Genomic DNA, 20336 nt, shown 5'->3' on the forward strand with positions numbered 1-20336 from the left:
CGCTCGAGCGGGCGGCCGGCGACGCGAAGGAGCGACCCGATGAGTGAGCCCGAGGTGCTGCGGATCGCCGGGCAGGACGTGCCGGTGGTGACGGCGAACACCGTCGTCGTCGGCACCGGGTCGGCGGGCTTCTGCGCGGCGGACCGGCTCTGGGAGCTCGGCCAGGACGACGTCGTCATGGTCGCCGACAAGGTCAACGCGGGTGCGAGCCGCAACGCGGGCTCGGACAAGCAGACCTACTACAAGCTGACCCTCTCGGGGGGTGACGGCGACTCGGTGCGCGAGATGGCCGAGACCCTCTTCGCCGGTGGTGCGATGGACGGGGACAACGCCCTGGCCGAGGCGGCCCTGTCGGCGCGGGCCTTCCTGCACCTGTGCGACCTGGGCGTGCCCTTCCCGCAGAACAGGTACGGGGAGTTCATCGGCTACAAGACCGACCACGACCCGCGTCGCCGGGCCACGTCGGTGGGCCCCTACACGAGTCGCAGCATGGTCGAGCAGCTCGAGAACAGGGTGCGCCGCAACGGGACGCGGATCATCGACGAGTGCCGGGTCGTCGACCTCATCACCCGGGACGGCGCCGACGGGCCCGAGGTCGCCGGCCTGCTCGTGCTGCGCACCGACATCCCGCACGACGGCGAGCAGAACCCGTACCTGCTGTTCCGTTGCACCAACATCGTCTACGCGACAGGGGGTCCGGCGGGGATCTACGCGACCAGCGTCTTCCCCCACGGCCAGTGGGGCGCATCGGGTGCGGCCTACCGGGCGGGGGTGCGTGGCAAGAACCTCACCGAGTGGCAGTTCGGCCTGGCGTCGACCAGACCCCGGTGGAACGTCTCGGGGACGTACATGCAGGTCATCCCGCGGTTCGTGTCGACCGATGCCGACGGCGGCGACGAGCGCGAGTTCCTCACGGAGGTGATCGGTGACTACGGGCGGTTGCTCTCGCTCGTCTTCCTCAAGGGCTACCAGTGGCCGTTCGACATCCGCAAGGCCCTCGACGGGTCCTCGCTGATCGACCTGCTCGTGTACCGCGAGACGGTGCTGCGCGGCCGCCGGGTCTTCCTCGACTTCCGGAGCAACCCGGTGCGCGCCGAGCTCGACCCGAGCGCCCTCTCGCCCGAGGCCCACGAGCACCTCGACCGGGCCGGGGTGCTCTTCGGGACGCCGATCGAGCGGCTACGCCGGATGAACGAGCCCGCGTACCAGCTCTACCTCGGCAAGAACCCGTACGTGGACCTCGAGCGGGAGATGCTCGAGATCGACGTGTGCGTCCAGCACAACAACGGCGGGCTGCTCGTCGACCCGTGGTGGCAGTCGAACGTCGGCGGCTTCTTCCCGGTCGGCGAGGCGGGCGGTGCGCACGGGGTGTACCGGCCCGGCGGCGCGGCCCTCAACTCCGGGCAGGTCGGAGCGACCCGGGCCGCACAGTTCATCGCCGCCCGCCGCTCCTGGGCCCCAGCGCCGATGGAGGCGTTCATGGCGGACGCCGGCCCGGTGCTCGACGGAGCGCTCGACCTCGTCGCCCGGGCCACGGCGCGTGCGGCGTCCGGCGTGCCGGACAACACCGGTGACCTGCTCCACGACGTGGGCGTGCTGATGAGTGCCAAGGCCGGGCCGGTGCGCTCGGAGCAGTCCATCGGTGAGGCACTGGTCCAGGTGCACGACTGGCTCGCCGGTTACCAGGACCTCGTCACGGCCGACCGGGGCTCGCGCCGGGCGATCAACCGCACGTTCCTGGTCCGCGACATCCTCACCACCGCCTACGTCTACCTGTCGGCGATGGCCGACTACCTGGCCCATGGCGGCCGGTCCCGGGGCTCGGTCCTCTACACCGACCCGGCGGGCTCGCTGCCCCGGGTCGGGTACGGCCCCGACGCCGCACGCGAGCTCGACCTGCCCGACCTGTTCCGCTTCCGGCTCGACGGCGGTGCGCTCGACGACCAGGTGCAGGAGGTCGCGTGGAGCGGCCCCGAGCCATCGGGGGCAGCCGAGCGGTCGGGAGCCGAAGACCCGTCGCCGGCCGCCGACCGGGCCGGTCGCGTGGCCTTCCGGTGGCGTCCTCGCCGGCCGATCCCGCAGGAGGACGACTTCTTCGAGAACGTCTGGCGTGAGTTCCGTGAGCACCGCAACATCTTCTGAGCCGGGACCCGGGTCGTCGTCCGAACGGAGCCGGCGCCGACGCCGGCTGTGGCGCTGGTGACGGCCTGGATCAGCACACCGGTGGTCGGCGGACCGGTGCGGGTGCTCGGCGCCGCTGAGCTCGAGCAGACCGCTGACGGCGTCGTGGTGCACCGGTTGCCGGCCGTGGCGCGGGCACAGCTGCCCGACGGCTTCATCCGGATGTGCGAGGAGCAGCCCTCCGGGGTGCGGCTGGCGTTCCGAACCGCGGCCCGGCAGGTCGAGCTCGACGTGCGGGCCCTGCGCACGGCGATCGTCGACCGCCCGGTCCCGGACGCCGGACGGTACGACCTCGTGGTCGACGGCGTCGTGGTCGGCCACGGTTCGGCCGACGGCCACGGCGTCATCGTGCTGGACCCGATCGCGGCGATGACGATCACGCACACCGGTCCGGTCGCGACCGTGGTGTTCCCCGTGCTCGAGGCCGGGGACAAGGAGCTCGAGATCTGGTTGCCGTACGCCGAGGTGACCCGGCTCCTGGCGGTGCGGACCGACGCGCCGGTGGCGTCGGCGACGGATCACGCGTCGGGATCGGTCCGCCGGCCGCGCTGGGTGCACCACGGCAGCTCGATCAGCCACGGTGCGTCGGCCGCGTCGCCGACCGGGATCTGGCCGGTCGTCGTCGCCCGCCTCGCCGGGCTGGACCTGGTCAACCTCGGTCTGTCGGGCAACGCCGTGCTCGACCCGTTCATCGCGCGCACGATCCGTGACCAGCCGGCCGACCTGATCACGCTGAAGCTGGGGATCAACGTGGTCAACCACGACTGCTTCCGGCGCCGCACCTTTCCCCCGGCGGTCGAGGGGTTCCTCGACACGATCCGTGAGGGTCACCCGAGCACGCCGCTGGTCGTGGTCTCGCCGATCCTGTGCGCGATCGTCGAGGACCGCCCCGGCCCGACGTCGATCGACCCTGACTCGCCGCCCGACGCGCCGGTGTTCCGCACCGTCGGACGGTCCGAGGAGCTCGCCACGGGCAAGCTCAGCCTCGAGGTCATCCGCGAGGTGCTCGAGGGCGTCGTCGGCCGGCGGCGGACCGCAGGGGACGGCTCCATGCACTACCTGGACGGCCGCGAGCTCTACGGACGGCCCGAGTGGGCCTCGATGCCGTTGCCCGATCTCCTGCACCCGACGGCCGCCGGTCACCGTCACATGGGTGAGGCCTTCGCCGCTCTCGTCCCCGGGTTCCTCGCTCAGTCCTGAGGCGCTCGCTCGACCCTGAGGCGATCGCTCAGCCCTGAGGCGCTCGCTCGACCCTGAGGCGATCGCTCAGCCCTGAGGCGCTCGCTCGACCCTGAGGCGATCGCTCAGCCCTGAGGCGACGGGGCCAGGTGGGGCTGGACGTGCCGGGCGTAGCGCGCGGCGACGGTGGCGACGACCTGGTCGCCAGGGGTGTCCCAGACCTCCTGGTTGAAGATCTCGACCTCGACGTCCCCGAGGTACCCCGCTGCGGTGACCCACCGCGTGATGGTCGCGAAGTCCACGTACCCGTCGCCCATGTACCCGCGCGAGAGCAGCGGGTCGGCGGCCAGCGGCAGGATCCAGTCGCACACCTGGTACGACGCGATCCGGCGCTCGGCACCGGCCCGGGCGATCTGGCGCTCCAGGTCCGGGTCCCACCACACGTGGTACGTGTCGACGACGACTCCGACGACGTCGGCCGGGAACGGCGCTGCCAGGTCGAGGGCCTGGCCGAGCGTCGAGATGACGGCGCGGTCCGCCGCGAACACGGGGTGCAGCGGCTCGAGCACGATCCGCACGTCGTGCTCGGCGGCGAAGGGCACCAGGTCGGCGATCCGGTCCGCGACCCGCCGGCGGGTCGCGACCAGGTCCCGTGCCGGGTCGGCGAGCGGGTGCCGGGCAGTGCGGTCGGCGCGGGACGGGTAGGGCAGTGCGCCGCCGCCGGGTGCTGACGCCGCCGGCAGGCCGCCGACCACGAAGACCAGCTCGTGGGTGCCGAGGGTCGCCGCCTCGACGATCGCGGCCCGGTTGTCCTGGAGCGCCGCCGCGATCCCGGCGTCGTCGGCGGCCGTGAGGAAGCCCCCGCGGCACAGCGACGAGACACGCAGCCCGGCATCGGCCACGATCCGCGCGGCCTCGCGGAGGCCCGCCTCGGCGACCCGGTCACGCCAGAGCCCGACGGCCGGCAACCCGGCACGCGCGGCGCCGTCGACGGCCTCGCGCAGCGTCCAGGCCTTGGTCGTCGCGGTGTTCAGGGAGAGACGGGACACGTCGGCCGGTGCACCCTGCGGTGCGATCGGCACCGGCGCGCCGGCGCTCACAGCGTGATCGCCGGGATCTCGAGCCGGCGACCCTGCGCGGAGGACCGCAGACCGAGCTCGGCGAGCTGGACGCCGCGAGCGGCCGAGAGGAGGCCGAACCGGTGCTCGCGGCCTGCGACGACGTCGCGCAGGAAGTCCTCCCACTGGAGTCGGAAGCCGTTGCCGAGCTCGCCGTTGGCGGGGACGTCGAGCCACTGGTCGCGGAACCGGTCGGTCACCGGGAGGTCGGGGTTCCAGACCGGCATGGGCGTGTGGGCGCGCTGCTGGGCGACGCACTTGTTCAGGCCGGCGACGGCCGACCCGTGGGTGCCGTCCACCTGGAACTCGACGAGCTCGTCGCGGTAGACGCGGACCGCCCAGGAGGAGTTGATCTGCGCGATGACGGGGTCGCCCGCCGGGGTCTCGACATCGAAGATGCCGTACGCGGCGTCGTCGGCCGTCGCGTCGTACTGACGTCCGTGCTCGTCCCAGCGGACCGGGATGTGGGTCGTCGTGCGGGCGGTGACGGCGCGGACGGTCCCGAGGATGCCCTCGAGCACGTAGCTCCAGTGGCAGAACATGTCGACGGTCATCCCGCCGCCGTCCTCGGCGCGGTAGTTCCAGCTGGGGCGCTGGGCGGGCTGGACGTCTCCCTCGAAGACCCAGTAGCCGAACTCGCCGCGCAGGGACAGGATCCGGCCGAAGAAGCCCTCGTCCACGAGCCGCCGGAGCTTGACCAGGCCGGGAAGGTAGAGCTTGTCGTGCACGACGCCGGCCGTGATGCCCGCGTCCCGTGCGATCCGGGCGAGCTCGACGGCCTGGTCGAGGGTCTCGGCCGTCGGCTTCTCGGTGTAGATGTGCTTGCCGGCCTTCATGGCGGCGGTGAGCGCGGCGGCGCGCCTCGAGGTGACCTGTGCATCGAAGTAGATGCTCACGCTCGGGTCGCCGAGCACCGCGTCGACGTCGGTGCTCCAGTGCTCGACCCCGTGCCGCTCGGCGATCTCCCGCACCCGGGCCTCGTTGCGGCCGATCAGGATCGGCTCGACCTGCACGCGGCTGCCGTCGGCCAGCTCGACACCGCCCGCATCGCGGATCGCGAGGATCGACCGCACGAGGTGCTGCCGGTAGCCCATCCGGCCGGTGATCCCGTTCATCGCGATACGAAGGACTGTCGACGCCATGGTTTCTCCGGTTCGGGTCGGGTGAGAGTGCGGGAATGCGCTTTCCGAGCGTAGGCAAGGAGCACCGGTCCCGTCAAGGTCGCGGGTCCGCGCCGGGTGGCCGACTCTCGTCGCGCAGGGGTCCGCACCGGGTGGCCGACTCTCGTCGCGCGGGTCCTCGGAGCAGGACGGCGCGGTCAGACCGGGACGGGCGCGGTGGAGTCCCGGACGACGAGCGACACCGGGACGGTCTGCGTGCGCCCGGCTGCGGGGTCGTCCGGTGCGTGCCCGTGCGGCTCGAGCAGCACGTCGACCGCGGCCCGGGCGAGCAGCTGCAGCGGCACCGAGACGGTCGTCAGGGTCGGGGAGACCTGGGTGGCGGCGGGCACGTCGTCGAAGCCGACGACCGACACCTGCTGCGGCACAAGGGTCCCGCGCGAGCGGAGCCGGTCGAGGATCCCGAGCGCCATGAGGTCGTTGTGCGCGATCACCGCCGTCGCCCCGCTGGCGGCGACGAGGTCGGCGGCGGCGACGCCACCGGCGAAGACGGTCGGGAAGTGCCCGAGCTGGATGAGCTCGACGTCGGGCAGGGTGTGAGCCGCGAGCTCGAGGCCGCGTCTGCGCTCGCGGTCCGACCACGAGCCCCACTGCCCGCCGGCGTAGGCGATGCGGCGGTGCCCGAGCGCGTGCAGGTGGGCCAGCGCCTGCCGGATGCCGTCCTCGTTCTCGATGATCACCGACCGCAGGTGCTCCGCCTCCCGGTTGACCAGGACGATCTGCGGGCTGCTCGGCATCCTGGCGAGCGCCTGGTCGGACATCCGGGCCGAGCAGAGCACGATCCCGTCCACCTGGGTGGCCATCTGCGCCAGGATCTCGGTCTCCATGCGGGGGTCCTCGTCGGAGTCGGCGACCACGACGGACAGGCCGGCGGCCCGGGCCCGGAGCTGGACGCCCTTGGCGATCCCGGCGAAGAACGGGTTCTCCATGTCCGGCACCACGAGTCCGAGGACGCCGCCGGGGTGGGTCGCCGTCCCCGGTCGGCGATAGCCCAGCTCTGCCGCGACGCGCTCGACCCGTTCGCGACGGTCGACGGTCACGAGACCTGGCTGCGCGAGGGCTCGGGAGGCTGTCGCAGGCGAGACACCGGCGGCGCGTGCGACGTCGCGCAACGTGACCATGGGCGGTCCTTCCGCGTCGGTGGGGACGTTCGGGAGCAGTACGTGAGATGCCAGTGAACCAGATCCCACTGCGTCTCATCGCGTTTCACCAGGGACCGCGATGGATGGCACCGCGTTTCAGGCGGCGCTCGGTGGGGTCGGCCAGGTGGCACCCGGACGCGTGGACGTCATGGCCCCGGTGACGCGGTCGTCCGGCCATCGCCCGTCGGCGACCACGAAGGTGAAGGCGCGGCGCAGCGGGCGGCCGTGGCTGACCTCGACCGGTGCCGACCACGCGAGGGCCGAGCCGATCGCGGGGTACGAGCGGACCCGGACGAACCACGGGTCGGCCGCGGTGGCCTCGTCCACCGGTGCGACCATGACCGTGAACTCGCCGCCCTGCCCGTTCGGCCCGGCCGGACGGGCGCGCGCGCTCCACGCCAGCCACCGGGCGCCGTCGTCCGGCCGGCTGCCGTGCACGGCGTCCTCGCCGCAGGCCGACGGGGTGCGCAGGTCGACGTCGTCGCACGGTGGCAGTCGCCAGAGCATCCCGCCGTAGCCGGCCAGCGGCCTGCCGTGGGAGCCCGGGCTGCCGAGCTCGACCGGGGTCGTGCGCGCGGCCGGCAGGGTCAGGGTGAAGGAGACCTCCAGCCGCCAGGACTCGTCGTCGAGCAGAGCCCAGTGCAGTTCGCGGACCTCGTCGAGCAGCACCTCACCGGTCGGACCGGTCCAGGCGAGGCGGTGGCGCACACCACCCGGTGCGCGCCGCAGCCACTCGCGGTGCTCGATGTGACCGTGGTCGTGGCGCCAGGTGTACCCCGGTCCCGGCAGGTAGGTGCGTCCGCCCCACAGGTTCGCGCCGTCGACGTCCTGCACCGCGACCCCGAGCCCGGCGTGCCAGGTGTGATCGGCCGGGCTCGCGTCGGTCACGATGATCCCGGTGCGGGTCCGCACCGGGTGCAGGTGCGGGCGAGGGCTGTCGAAGGCCGGGCTGCCGGCGCCGTCGACATACCTGGCCACCTCGGTCGCGCCCACCTGGACCCGCAGCAGATCAGCGTGCTCGCCGCGGTGCGGTGCCGGGTCCCACGGGGGCGTCTTGCCCGGCGGCGCGTGCTCCGCCGGGGTCGTGGCGCTCATCCCGCGGTCCCGGCCGCGGGCCGCGCCCATGGCGCGCCCAGCTCGGCGAAGGTGGCGTGCTCGGCGGCGGCGCGGGCACACCACCGGTCGACGTCCCGCACCACGAGGTGGGTGCCGTCGTCGGACGTCGTCGTGTCGTCGGTCACTGCCGTGATGTGCCCGGGATCGATCCTGGTCGGATCGGGGCCCGCCCGTACCGCGTCGAGCACCCGGGTGAACGCGCCGGTGTCACGCAGCGGGCACAGCAGGGCCACCGACGGGTCGGAGCGGTGCCGAAGGAGGTTCGTCAGGAGGTCGGTGCGCCCGGCGGTGATGGTCCGGATGCCCGCCGTACCGGTGACCTCGACGATGTCGGCGTAGTAGTCGAGAACCACCTGGCCCCGGCTGCCCTGCACGGTCACGTGCGGCGTGGTCTGCGTCGCGGCACACAGCGTCAGCGCCGCGGTGACCGGGATGCCGCGGCTCGTGGTGACCCGGACGACCGAGGTGTCGTCGACCTCGATCGGGTTGGCCCGGTACTGGTCGAGGTCGACCGAGGCGACGTCGTCGACCGTCCGGGCACCGGCCAGGCGCAGCGCGGTCACGACGGCATGCGCCAGCGGGTTGGTCACGACACCGTCGACCACCGGGCGCCCGCCGAGCGAGCGTCGTCCGGTCCAGGACGAGCGCGTCCAGTAGCCGGTCGTCCGGACCCAGGTCCCGACCGCGCCGACGCCGGTCAGCTCGCCGATCTCACCGGCCGCGACGATCTCGTCGATCGCGGCGAGGGCCGCCGAGCCGAAGGTCTGGAAGCCGACCTGGACGACGCGACCGGTCGCCGACTCGGCTGCGAGGAGCCGGTCGAGCTCGCCGAGCGACGCCGCCGGTGGCTTCTCCAGGAGCACGTCGCAGCCGGCCTGGAGGGCCCGGGTGGCGAGCGGGCCGTGGGTGTGGATGGGCGTGCACAGGACCACGACGTCCGGCGCGGCTCCCGCCGCCAGCATCGCGCCGAGATCCGGGTACCACGGCACGGTGGCGAGATCGGTGGCGAGGTCGCGGGTCGGTGCGCCCGAGGCCGCCGTGACCTCGTCGACCGCGTCGGGCCCGAGTGGACGGGGGTCGACGAGCGCCGTGAGCCGCAGGTCCCCACCGGTCCAGGACCGGAGGATGCGGACCAGGTGCGAGCGCCCGTGGCCGTGGATCCCGACCAGCGCGACGGACGGTGCCGGTGGACCGTGCCGCGGGTGTTTCGTCACGTGCTGCTCCGCTTCGTCTGGGCCGTTCCGGGCTGCTGGAACGGGGCTCGCGTGGTTGACATCACATCAGAAGGCCTGGTATCCAGTTCTATCAGAAGTTGGATAGCGCTTTCCACCTTCGCCAGTCCCCAGCTCGGTCCATCAAGGGCGATCACCGAGGAGTGCGCATGACCGACGTCCGGCCATCCGCGGCGGCAGCCGCGCGGGCCCCGTACGACACCCGACGAGGACGCCATGTCTGTCGTCGGTGAGCTCACCCAGCTGCGGCGGACCAAGGGCGGCAGGCCCACCCCGAGCCCGATCGAGCGGGGCGACAACAAGGCGGCTCTCGTCTTCCTCGCTCCGTGGTTCATCGGGCTCGTGCTGATCACGGTCGGCCCGGTGCTCGCGTCGCTGTACCTGTCCTTCACGGACTACAGCCTCCTGGAGCCGCCCGGCTGGATCGGGCTGGACAACTACGGCCGGATGCTCGAGGACGCCCGCCTGCACAACTCGCTGCGGGTCACGTTCACCTACGTCTTCGTCTCGGTGCCGCTCCAGCTCGGCGCCGCCCTCGGTCTCGCGCTCCTGCTGGATCGCGGGCTGCGAGGGCTGGCGATCTACCGATCGGTCTACTACCTGCCGTCCCTGCTCGGCAGCAGCGTCGCGGTCGCGATCCTGTGGCGCCAGATCTTCGGCACGAACGGCCTGGTCAACCAGGGTCTGGCGATCTTCGACATCCAGGGCGAGGGCTGGGTCTCGCACCCGGACTACGCGCTCGGGACCCTCGTGATCCTGAACGTCTGGACGTTCGGTGCGCCGATGATCATCTTCCTCGCCGGGCTGCGGCAGATCCCGGAGATGTACTACGAGGCCGCGTCGATCGACGGCGCGGGCAGGTTCCGCCAGTTCCGGGCGATCACCCTCCCGCTGCTCACCCCGATCATCTTCTTCAACCTGGTGCTGCAGGTCATCCACGCCTTCCAGTCGTTCACCCAGGCGTTCGTGGTCAGCGGCGGCACGGGCGGCCCGGTCGACTCGACGATGTTCTACACGCTCTACCTCTACCAACGGGGCTTCGCGGCCTTCGACATGGGCTACGCCTCGGCGATGGCGTGGCTGTTGCTCACGATCATCGCGGCGCTGACCGCCGTCAACTTCCTGCTCTCGAGGTACTGGGTCTTCTACAATGACTGAGCGCGACGCCGTCGAGACGGCCCCCCTTCCCGCGGACCCCGACGGCTCGGGCGTGCGGGCGACCGCTACCGCCCGACGCCGGACCGCCACCCCCTCGGTCGGCTCGCCGGCCCAGCGCCGGAAGTCGCCGCCGCGGCGGCACCGGCGGACCTGGCCCGCACGCGTCAGGTCGGTGCTCAAGCATCTGATGCTGATCATCTGCGGGCTCGTGATGCTCTACCCGCTGCTGTGGATGCTCTCGAGCTCCTTCAAGCCGACGGCGCTGATCTTCCGCGACCCCGCGCTGATCCCCAGCGAGATCGACCTGAGCAACTACACCTTGGGCTGGAACGCTCTGCTGCACCCGTTCAGCCACTACCTGCTGAACTCGCTGATCATCGTGGCCGGAGCGGTGCTGGGAAACCTGATCTCCTGCTCGATGGCCGCCTACGCGTTTGCCCGGCTCAACTTCCGGGGGAAGCCGCTGTGGTTCGGCGTGATGCTCATGTCGATCATGCTGCCGATCCACGTGATCATCGTCCCGCAGTACGTCCTGTTCTCTCAGCTGGGCTGGATCAACACGTACCTGCCGCTGGTCGTGCCCAAGCTGTTGGCCACCGACGCCTTCTTCATCTTCCTGATGGTCCAGTTCTTCCGCGGGATCCCGCGCGAGCTCGACGAGGCGGCCAGGCTCGACGGCGCAGGGCATGCGCGCATCTATCTCCAGATCATGCTGCCGCTGTCCGCGCCGGCCCTGGCGACGACGGCGATCTTCACCTTCATCTGGACCTGGAACGACTTCTTCAGCCAGCTGATCTTCCTGACCAACCCGGACATGTACACCGTCCCGGTCGCCCTGCGCACGTTCGTCGACTCGACCGGGGAGAGCTCGTGGGGCCCCTTGTTCGCGATGTCGATCGTGTCGCTGGTCCCGGTCTTCCTGGTCTTCCTGTTCGGCCAGAAGTACCTGGTCAAGGGCATCGCCACCACCGGGATCAAGTGATCGACGTCGTCGACGCACGACCGCACCACCGCCATGGACGGCACCGCTGAAGCATCGACCCTCAACCGCAAGGAGCACGATGTCCCACCGCATGCGCACCTCGACACCCTCAGTGCGGGGAGCACGCCGCACCTCCCGACTCGCTGCGGTCGCCGTCGCCGTCGCCGCCGGCCTGGCCCTGACCGCCTGTGCCGGCGGTGAGAGCGACCCCGAACAGACACCCGCTCCGGCGGGCGGTGACCAGACGGCAGCCGCCGAGCAGGAGCCGGAGGAGGCCACCATCAAGTTCTCCTGGTGGGGCTCCGACACGCGTCATGAGCTGACCCAGGAGGTGCTGGACAACTTCATGGCGAAGTACCCGCACATCACGGTCGTCAGCGACTTCACCGACTGGGGCGGCTACTGGGACAAGCTCGCCACGACCGTCGCCGGCGGAGACGCGCCGGACGTGATGACCCAGGAGGAGCGGTACCTGCGCGACTACGCCTCGCGCGGTGTCCTGGCCGACCTCAACGAGTACCCGGACGCGATCGACCTGTCGATGATCGACGAGTCGATCATCGCCTCCGGCCAGATGGAGGGTGGCCAGTACGGCATCCCGACCGGCGTCAACGCCTACGCGATCATGGCCGACCCACAGGTCTTCGCCGACGCGGGGGTGGAGATGCCCGACGACTCGACCTGGACCTGGGCGGACTACGTCGACATCGCGACGCAGATCAGTGCGAGCGCAGGGGACGGGATCTACGGCGCCCAGGACTACGGCTTCAACGAGCCCGGCTTCGCGATCTTCGCCCGCCAGCACGGTGAGGCCCTCTACAACGAGGACGGCTCGCTCGGCTTCAGCGCCGACACGCTCGCCGCATGGTGGGAGATCTCGCTGCAGCTGCGCGACCAGGGCGGCACGCCGCCGGCCTCCGCAACCGTGGAGATCGACGCAGGCGGACCCGAGCAGTCCCTGGTCGGCACCAACAAGGGCGCGATGGCGTTCTTCTGGACCAACCAGCTCGAGGCGGTGTCCAACGCCTCGGGCCGCGAGCTCACCCTGCTGCGCCACCCCGGCGAGTCCGAGTTCGAACGGACCGGCATGTACTACAAGCCGGCGATGTTCTACACGATGGCTGCGGACACCGAGTACCCGGAGGCGTCGGCCCTGCTCATCGACTACCTGCTCAACGACCCCGAGGCGGCCGAGATCCTGCTCTCCGACCGCGGCCTGCCGGCGAACACCGAGATCCGCGCGGCGGTCTCCGACAAGTTCTCCGCCGTCGACAAGCAGGCCGCGGAGTTCCTGTCCGACCTCGACGACGAGATCGTCGACGGTCTGCCGGTGCCGCCCGTCGGTGCCGGTCAGGTCGCGGAGATCACGCGGCGGATCAACGCCGAGGTGCTCTTCGACCGTCTGACCCCGCAGGAGGCTGCGGAGCAGTTCATCGCCGAGGTCGAGACCGCAACCGGTCAGTGACCACCCGCGTCGGTCCGGCCCCGCCAGGGCCCGGACCGACGCGCGACGTCGACCTGTGTCCGGCCGTGCGATCAGGAGGAGCATGCGTGGGTGACAGGGCCAACGCCCGACGGCGGTACGCCGTGGTCGGTACCGGGCACCGCGCGCAGGTGTTCGTCGAGGCGCTGCTCGGCCCGCATGCGGACGTCGGCGAGCTCGTCGCCTGGTGCGAGCCGAACCCGGGCCGGATGGACTACTACGACGAGCTCGTCGCCGCGGTGCCCGGGGCGTCCCGGCCGGCCCGCTACGTCCCGGACCAGATCGAGAAGATGGTGGACGTCGAGCAGGTCGACGTCGTGATCATCACCAGTCCTGACCACACCCACGCCGAGCAGACGGCACGTGCCATGGGCGCCGGGGCCGACGTCGTGCTCGAGAAGCCCATGACGATCGACCTGGCCGGCGGCCGGCGCATCGTCGAGGCGACCGAGCGAACCGGTCGCTCGATCGTGCTGACCCTCAACCACCGCTACGCACCACGCAACCTGGCCCTCAAGCAGGTGGTGGCGTCCGGGGCGATCGGCGAGGTGACCTCGGTGCACTTCGAGTGGCTGCTCGACACCGTGCACGGGGCCGACTACTTCCGGCGCTGGCACCGCCGCAAGGACCTGTCCGGGGGCCTCCTGGTGCACAAGGCCGCCCACCACTTCGACCTGGTCAACTGGTGGCTGGCCGACGTCCCGTCGAGGGTCTACGCGAGCGGTGCGTTGCGCTTCTACGGCGCGGCCAACGCGCGCCGCCGTGGACTGATCCGCCGCCCGGCCCGTGGCTCGGAGCGGCCCGGGTCGACCGACCCGTTCCTGCTCGACCTGCACGCGGACCCGAGGCTGCGCGCGCTCTACCTCGACGCCGAGGTGCACGACGGCTACCTGCGGGACCGGGACGTCTTCACGTCGGGCATCACGATCGAGGACAACCTCGCGGTGATCGTCGACTACGCCCGCGGGGCGACCCTCACGTACTCGCTCAACGCGCACAGCCCGTGGGAGGGGTACCGGGTCGCGATCAACGGGACCCTCGGCCGCGCCGAGCTGGACGTGGTCGAGCGCGGTGCCGTCCTGCTCGGGGCCGACGGGCGTCCGGTGACCGACCCGGGCGTCGCCGACCTGCCGGACGGGCCCGGCGGGGACGTGGCGCGACCCCGGGGCCGACGGCTCGTCGTCCAGCGGCACTGGGACCGTGCCCATGAGGTCGAGATCCCCGAAGGGGCCGGGGCGCACGGTGGCGGCGACGAACGCATGCTCGACGATCTCTTCCGGGGTGCCGACCACGACCCGTGGGGACGGTCCGCCGGGCTGCTCGACGGCGTCCGGTCGGTCGTCGTGGGCATCGCCGCCAACACGTCCCTCGAGACGGGCCTGCCGGTCCGTACGGCCGACCTACGGCTGGGCCTGATCTGAGGGCTCTCGCCCCGGCGTGGACGCGCGCAGCACGACGGTGCCCTCCACGTGCACGAGCCGCGGCTCGGCAGCCGGGGCCGCGAGGGCGAGCTCGGTCGCGGCGATGCCGATGTCGACCAACGGCACCCGCACCGTGGTCAACGGCGGGGTGATGTCGCGCAGCGTCACGATGTCGTCGAACCCCGCGACCGCGATGTCGTCCGGCACGGTGCGGGCGGTCTCGCGGACGGCCGCCATCGCCCCGACCGCCATGACGTCGTTCACGGCGAAGACGCACTCGACGTCGGTGCCGCCGCGCAGCAGCCGGTGCATCCCCTCGTGGCCGCCGTCCCGGGTGAACGCGCAGGCGATCGCATCCTGCTCGCGCAGCGGACAACCCAGCTCCGCGAGCGCCGTGGCGAAGCCGGTGAACCGGTCGCGCGCGGTGAAGTGGTCGTCCGGCCCGGCCAGGACGGCGAACCGGCGGTAGCCCCGGGCGTGCAGGGCGCGGGCTAGTGCCGCGGCGCCGCTGGTGTTCGCCACGACGACGGTGTCGACCGAGAGCAGGGGCTGTCCGATCACGGCGACCGCTCCGCCCGAGCGCCGGTAGTCCGCGAGGGCGCGGCGCATCCGGTCGTTCACTGTCTCGTCGTCGCGCCGACCACCGGCCACGATGATCGCCCGTGCGCGCTGGCTGGTCAGGACCTCGACGAACCCGGGTTCGCGCGAGGGGTCGTGCTGGGTGCTGGCCAGGGTCACGACGAGGCCGGCGCGTTCGGCCGCGAGCGTCACGCCGGAGGCGATCGACGAGAAGTACGGGTCGGCGATGTCGTGCACGATCAGGCCGATCGACATGGTCCGGCCACGGGCCATGGCCTGGGCGTTCGCATCCGGGGAGTAGTGCAGCTTCTCGGCTGCGGCCAGCACGCGGTCACGCAGGTCGGCGCGCACCGTCCGGTTGGCGCTCCCGTTGAACGCGCGCGAAGCCGTGGCCAGAGAGACGCCCGCCTCGCGGGCGACCTGGCTCAACGTCACGAGTCCGGCCACAGCACCAGGGTAAGGGCTTACCCCCAGCGCAGGACGCGTCCGCGGTGCATTCGGCTACCGTGCGTCCGGCTCGAGCTCCTCCTCGAAGCCGTCGAGGTCCTGCGCCAGCTCGCGCGCGAGCTCCGCTTTGAGGTCCGCTGTGAGGTCCGCCGTGACGTCCTCGATGAGGTCGTCCGACAGGTCGAGGTCCTCGGCCGTGATGTCCGCGAGCCGGGTGTGCACCCGGGTCCGCCAGGTCAGCAGCGCTCCGCCGAGGGCGGCGGCCGTGAGCGACCCGATCAGGACGGCGGCCTTGACGTGCTCGCTGTGCGGCGAGGTCTCGGCGAAGGACAGCTCGCCGATCAGCAGAGAGACGGTGAAGCCGACCCCGGCGACGACGGTCACGGCGAACAGGTCCGGCCAGGTGACCGAGCGGTCGAGGGTGGCTCTGGTGAGCTTCACGAGCAGGAGCGTCGCGAGCAGGATGCCGATCGGCTTGCCCAGCACGAGCCCGAGCGCGACGCCCTGGGCTGCCGGATCCCGGGCGGCGCCGGCCAGGGCGTCCGGGCTCATGCTCACGCCCGCGGCGAACAGCGCGAAGACCGGCACGGCCAGGCCGGCGGAGACCGGCCGCCACAGGTGCTCGAAGCGCTCGGCGACGCTCCGTCGTTCGCCGGGCCGGGCCAGGGCCGGCACGGTGAAGCCGAGCATGACGCCGGCGATCGTCGCGTGGATGCCGGACGCGTGCATGCAGTACCAGGCCGCGAGCGCGAGCGGGATGAGCACCCACGCGGTCATGCCGCGGCGGCGCACCAGCACGCCGAAGACGGCGATCGTCGCGAAGGCCGCGCCGAGCCAGGCGAACTGGAGACCGTCGGCGTAGAAGATCGCGATCACCACGATGCCGAGCAGGTCGTCGACGACCGCGAGCGTGAGCAGGAAGGCGCGCAGCGCGGTGGGCAACCGCTTGCCGAAGAGGGTCAGGACGGCGACCGCGAACGCGATGTCGGTCGCGACCGGGATGGCCCAGCCGTCCATCGAGCCGCCCGAACCGGTCGCGTTGATCAGCACATAGATCGCTGCCGGTGCGGCCATGCCACCCACGGCGGCGAGGATCGGGACGATCGCGGTGGCGGGCCGTCGCAGCTGGCCGTCGACCATCTCGCGCTTGAGCTCGAGGCCTACGACGAAGAAGAAGATCGCCAGCAGGCCGTCGGTCGCCCACTGCGCGACGGTCAGGTCCAGGTGCAGCGCGCTCGGACCGACGACGATCTCGCTCAGCGCTGTGTAGCCGTCCCGAAGGGGTGAGTTCGCCCAGGTCAGAGCGATGACGGCGCCGGCGAGGAGCAGGATCGCGCCGGTGTTCTCGGCACGCAGGTCGTCGGCGAAGTTGCGGCGGCCACCGGGCGTCAGACGGCTGAACGGGCTGGTCGGTCGGTCGGTCATGGCGTCCTCAGGTGGGAGCGGGATGCACCGCACTGCGGTGGACGGGCGCATCGCGGTGAACCGTAGCCCACGTCCCGAGCGCCTCCGGGGCCCGGACGTCCCCATTGACCCGGGGTCCCCCGGTGGTATCCGCGGGCGCGTGCGTCGCGCGTGCACGACGCATGCGCGAGGGCCCGGCATCCGACGGCTCGACCCTCGACGGAGGCCCGGGCCTGCGGTGCCCTGCCCTGGACCGGGCGTGACGTCGGTGCCCCGGTGCGGTAGCACTGGACCTGCGGTGTCCGCCGCGCCGACGGAGGGAACGCCACGATGGACCACGGTCAGCGGCTACGGATGGTGCTCGCCACACCGCTCGACGAGGACCTCTGCGTGCGGCTCGAGGAGCTCGAGCCGCGGGTCGAGCTGGTGCGCGACCACAGCCTGCTGCCGCCCATGCGGCATGCCGGGGACCACAGCGGCGACCCGACCTGGCGCCGGACGCCCGAGAAGCAGGCGTGCTTCGACACCCTGGTCGACTCGGCTGACGCGCTCTACGGCATCCCGGACGTCTCGTCGGCCGCGCTGGCGCGGACGGTCGCCGCCAACCCGCGGCTGCGGTGGGTTCAGACGATGGCGGCCGGTGGGGCGTCCCAGGTCGCCGCGGCCGGCCTGTCGCAGGCCGACCTCGCACGGGTCGGCTTCACGACCTCGGCCGGGGTGCACGCCGGGACGCTGGCCGAGTTCGCCGTCTTCGGCCTGCTCGCAGGTGCGAAGAGCCTGCCGCGGCTGATCGCCCAGCAGCGCGACCACGACTGGTCGGACCGGTGGGCGATGGGTCAGCTGCACGAGCAGACCGTCCTGGTCGTCGGCCTCGGCAGCATCGGTCGGCAGACCGCACGGCTGCTCAGCGCACTCGGCGCCCGGGTGGTCGGAGCGAACCGGAGCGCCGTCGAGGTCCCGGGCGTCGAGCGCACGGTCCGCCTCGACGCGCTCGCCGAGGGCGCGCGGGGCGTCGACGCGATCGTCGTGACCCTGCCAGGTGCCGCGGCGACGACCGGCCTGGTCGGCGCCGAGGTCTTCGCCGCGGCCCGCCGTGGGGCGAGCGTCGTCAACGTCGGCCGCGGCACGGTGATCGCCGAGCCCGCGCTCGTGACGGCGCTGCGCGACGGCGCGGTCGGGTTCGCCGCCCTCGACGTCACAGCGGTCGAGCCGCTGCCGGCGGACAGCCCGCTGTGGGACCTGCCGAACGTGCTGATCAGCCCGCACACCGCGGCGCTGAGCCCGGCCGAGGACCGGCGGATCGCCGAGCTGACAGCCGACAACGCCCGGCGGCTGCTCGACGGCGAACCGCTGCGCAACCTGGTCGACCCGGCGGACCTGGACTGACCGTCAGCCCGCCGCGCGGGCGGTCGCGACGAGGTCGAGCGCGGCCCGGGCGACGGCGAGCCTGGTGGCGACGTCGGCATCGGCCGGCCGCACGGAGACCTTGACCGCGACCAGCGGCTCCGGCCCGGCGGCGGCGAGCGTCGCGGCGATCTCGGCCGCTCCGAGCAGCGAGGCGTGGGACGCGGCGAGGGCCGGGTCGGCGCCGCGCGGCGGGATGTGCGCGTCACCCCACGGGGCGCCCCAGGGCGTGGCCGCGTCGGTGGCCCCGGAGAGCACGACGGCGCGCAGCAGCCCCGCCCCGGCTGCTGTCGTCACGTGCTCGAGCGCAGTGGCGGCGCTCCGGCCCTCGATCGCCGACCGGCCCCAGTTGATGCTCAGCCCGGCGTGGCCGACCCGACCGATCGCCGCGATCTCGTCGGCCAGGGACCAGAAGCCCTTCGCCGCCGGCTGACCCGGGACGCGTGCGTCGCAGTGCTCGACGAGCGCCTCGGCGCCGGCCAGGTCCCAGCCGAGGATCTCCTCGAGCGACCGGGTGAACGCGTCGAGCGAGGCGAGCCCCGGGCCGGGCGCGCTGTGCACCTGGATCGCCACGACGCGACGTCGGCCGTGCTCGTCGGCCAGCCGGACCGCCAGGTCCCGGGCCCGTGCGACGTCGTCGAGCGCGTGGCGGCGGCCGTCGGCGTCTGATGAGGACAGGCCGTAGGCGGCATCGGTGCCGAGCCGACCCATGACCGCCGGGATGCAGGTCACCAGCAGGTCCCAGTCCGGCTGGACGTTGCGGGTGAACCAGGCCGGCTCGAGGTTCGCCGAGCCCGCCGGGCCGAGCGGCAGCTCGAGGCCGCCGACGTCGAGGCCCGCGACGCCTGCGTAGAACGCCTCCGCCGCGGTCGGATCGGCAGGAGCCATCGCGTAGGCGCCGAGCAGTGGGCTCGGTGCGGGCGGCTGTCCGGGCGTCGGCAGCGCGGGGATCGTCATGGTTCCTCCGGTCGTCGGCGGCACGGGTCGTGAGGCCTGTGGCTCGACACGGTATCGACCCGCCCGTGGACCTAGGTCCCACACACGGGGGCATCCGTTGGCTAGAGTTCCGCACACCGGAACTTAGTTCCATCCACGCTACGCTGACATCGCGGTCAGTTCGATCGCGACGCAGCGTTCCGGTTGCCCAGCAGGGCGCGGGACACCACGCACTGGCTGCACGTCCCCGTTGTACCGATGTGCTCACACCCGTGAGCCGAATGAGGAGTCCTTCCATGAGGCGAAACAAGGCCGTTTCGATCACCGCCCTGATCGGGGCATCGGTGCTCGCGCTGACCGCGTGCAGCGCCGGCACGAGCCCGGTGACCGAGCAGACCGCTGCCGGCGAGGAGACCGGGGCTCCCCAGGCCTCGGCCGACACGCTCGTCATGAAGGTGGCGTTCAACCAGCCCGAGACCCACCCGCAGTACATCGTGATGGACGAGCTCGGCGACAAGCTGTTCGAGGCGACCGACGGTGCGTACGACATCGAGGTGTTCCCGAACGAGACCCTCGGTGCCCAGCGCGAGACGATCGAGCTGGTCCAGGCCGGCACGATCGAGATGGCGTACGTCGGCGGGCCGCTGCTGGAGAACTTCAACCCGGACTTCGTGGTCTTCAACCTGCCGTTCGTCTTCGACTCCCCGGAGCACCAGAGCGCTGTCACCAACGACCCGGCGATCGTCTCCGACCTGTACTCCTCGCTCGAGGACCAGGGGATCAAGATCCTGTCCGCCTTCCACGGCGGCGTCCGGTCGGTCTACAACTCCGAGAAGCCGATCGTGACCCCCGCGGACCTCGCGGGCATGAAGATCCGCGTCATCGAGTCGGACACGAACATCGAGATGATGTCGCTGATGGGCGGCACCGGGACCCCGATGGGTCAGGGTGAGGTCTACACCGCCATCCAGTCCGGCATCCTCGAGGGCGGCGAGAACAACGAGCTCATCTACTCGAACCTCAAGCACGCCGAGGTCGCGCCGTTCTACAGCTACACGCGGCACCTGATGTTCCCGGACTACCTGATGATCAACCCGGACGTGTGGGACGCGATGTCCACCGAGACCCAGGACATCTTCACCGAGCTCCTCGCCGAGGCCCGCGTGCGCGAGGCCGAGCTGTGGAAGGAGCAGGTCACCGAGGGAATCGCTGCTGCCGAGGCGGCCGGTGCCACGTTCAACGAGGTCGACGCCGAGGCCTTCGCCGCGGCCATCTCCCCGCTCACCGAGGCGAAGCTGACGACCGACGTCACGCGCGCCATCTACGACCAGGTCCGCGCCGCGGCTGAGTGATCAGCCACCCGAACCGAAGAGGTC

Annotated in this window: 16 protein-coding genes; 8 read left to right on the forward strand and 8 right to left on the reverse strand. The window is 72.0% G+C overall.

Features of this window, described 5'->3' with window-relative positions:
• Positions 1–39: 39 nt before the first annotated feature.
• Positions 40–2142, forward strand: coding sequence for an FAD-binding protein (locus K415_RS0109360; RefSeq protein WP_024286799.1), 2103 nt, complete (start codon positions 40–42; stop codon positions 2140–2142).
• 57 nt (positions 2143–2199) lie between these two features.
• Complete coding sequence (locus K415_RS0109365; protein ID WP_024286800.1) at positions 2200–3381, forward strand: SGNH/GDSL hydrolase family protein; 1182 nt, start codon at positions 2200–2202, stop codon at positions 3379–3381.
• A 104-nt stretch (positions 3382–3485) separates the two neighbouring features.
• Here K415_RS0109365 and K415_RS0109370 read toward each other — a convergent pair whose 3' ends face one another.
• The 5 genes from K415_RS0109370 to K415_RS0109390 form a co-directional block, all read right to left on the reverse strand.
• Positions 3486–4460: a sugar phosphate isomerase/epimerase gene (locus K415_RS0109370; RefSeq protein ID WP_024286801.1), complete on the reverse strand. Its 975-nt coding sequence runs from the start codon at positions 4458–4460 to the stop codon at positions 3486–3488.
• On the reverse strand, positions 4457–5620 hold the full coding sequence (locus K415_RS0109375; RefSeq protein WP_024286802.1) for a Gfo/Idh/MocA family protein: 1164 nt from the start codon (positions 5618–5620) through the stop codon (positions 4457–4459). The genes K415_RS0109370 and K415_RS0109375 overlap by 4 nt, the downstream gene beginning before the upstream one ends.
• A 176-nt stretch (positions 5621–5796) precedes the next feature.
• Positions 5797–6777, reverse strand: a complete 981-nt coding sequence (locus K415_RS0109380; RefSeq protein ID WP_024286803.1) for a LacI family DNA-binding transcriptional regulator — start codon at positions 6775–6777, stop codon at positions 5797–5799.
• Between the two features lie 117 nt (positions 6778–6894).
• Positions 6895–7893, reverse strand: coding sequence for a PmoA family protein (locus tag K415_RS0109385; protein WP_197024702.1), 999 nt, complete (start codon positions 7891–7893; stop codon positions 6895–6897).
• The gene (locus K415_RS0109390) at positions 7890–9128 is read right to left on the reverse strand and encodes a Gfo/Idh/MocA family protein (RefSeq protein WP_034661161.1); all 1239 of its coding nucleotides are present in this window, start codon (positions 9126–9128) and stop codon (positions 7890–7892) included. Before K415_RS0109390 ends, K415_RS0109385 begins: the two co-directional genes overlap by 4 nt.
• 234 nt (positions 9129–9362) lie before the next feature.
• Here K415_RS0109390 and K415_RS0109395 point away from each other — a divergent pair, with 234 nt between their 5' ends.
• The 4 genes from K415_RS0109395 to K415_RS0109410 all read left to right on the forward strand — a co-directional run bounded on the left by K415_RS0109395 (position 9363) and on the right by K415_RS0109410 (position 14190).
• Complete coding sequence (locus K415_RS0109395; RefSeq protein WP_024286804.1) at positions 9363–10304, forward strand: carbohydrate ABC transporter permease; 942 nt, start codon at positions 9363–9365, stop codon at positions 10302–10304.
• Positions 10297–11286, forward strand: coding sequence for a carbohydrate ABC transporter permease (locus K415_RS0109400; RefSeq protein ID WP_024286805.1), 990 nt, complete (start codon positions 10297–10299; stop codon positions 11284–11286). The genes K415_RS0109395 and K415_RS0109400 overlap by 8 nt, the downstream gene beginning before the upstream one ends.
• A gap of 79 nt (positions 11287–11365) precedes the next feature.
• The gene (locus K415_RS0109405; protein WP_029663496.1) at positions 11366–12751 is read left to right on the forward strand and encodes an ABC transporter substrate-binding protein; all 1386 of its coding nucleotides are present in this window, start codon (positions 11366–11368) and stop codon (positions 12749–12751) included.
• Between the two features lie 86 nt (positions 12752–12837).
• Positions 12838–14190, forward strand: coding sequence for a Gfo/Idh/MocA family protein (locus K415_RS0109410; RefSeq protein ID WP_029663497.1), 1353 nt, complete (start codon positions 12838–12840; stop codon positions 14188–14190).
• Here K415_RS0109410 and K415_RS0109415 read toward each other — a convergent pair.
• Both K415_RS0109415 and nhaA read right to left on the reverse strand, forming a co-directional pair.
• On the reverse strand, positions 14170–15216 hold the full coding sequence (locus K415_RS0109415) for a LacI family DNA-binding transcriptional regulator (RefSeq protein ID WP_024286807.1): 1047 nt from the start codon (positions 15214–15216) through the stop codon (positions 14170–14172). The genes K415_RS0109410 and K415_RS0109415 overlap by 21 nt on opposite strands.
• A gap of 54 nt (positions 15217–15270) precedes the next feature.
• Positions 15271–16641 (reverse strand): Na+/H+ antiporter NhaA, encoded by a 1371-nt coding sequence (gene nhaA, locus K415_RS0109420; protein ID WP_024286808.1) that lies wholly within the window; start codon positions 16639–16641, stop codon positions 15271–15273.
• Between the two features lie 309 nt (positions 16642–16950).
• Between nhaA and K415_RS0109425 the strand changes: the two genes are divergently transcribed.
• Positions 16951–18006 carry a D-2-hydroxyacid dehydrogenase gene (locus K415_RS0109425; protein ID WP_029663499.1) on the forward strand — a complete coding sequence of 352 codons (1056 nt, stop codon included), beginning with the start codon at positions 16951–16953 and terminating at the stop codon, positions 18004–18006.
• A gap of 3 nt (positions 18007–18009) precedes the next feature.
• Here the strand turns inward: K415_RS0109425 and K415_RS0109430 are convergent, their stop codons facing one another.
• Positions 18010–18981, reverse strand: a complete 972-nt coding sequence (locus K415_RS0109430) for a DUF4862 family protein (RefSeq protein ID WP_024286810.1) — start codon at positions 18979–18981, stop codon at positions 18010–18012.
• A gap of 275 nt (positions 18982–19256) precedes the next feature.
• Here K415_RS0109430 and K415_RS0109435 point away from each other — a divergent pair, with 275 nt between their 5' ends.
• On the forward strand, positions 19257–20312 hold the full coding sequence (locus tag K415_RS0109435; RefSeq protein WP_024286811.1) for a TRAP transporter substrate-binding protein: 1056 nt from the start codon (positions 19257–19259) through the stop codon (positions 20310–20312).
• Positions 20313–20336: the final 24 nt, after the last annotated feature.

The sequence above is a fragment of the Cellulomonas sp. KRMCY2 genome (assembly GCF_000526515.1).
In the GTDB taxonomy this organism is placed as follows: domain Bacteria; phylum Actinomycetota; class Actinomycetes; order Actinomycetales; family Cellulomonadaceae; genus Actinotalea.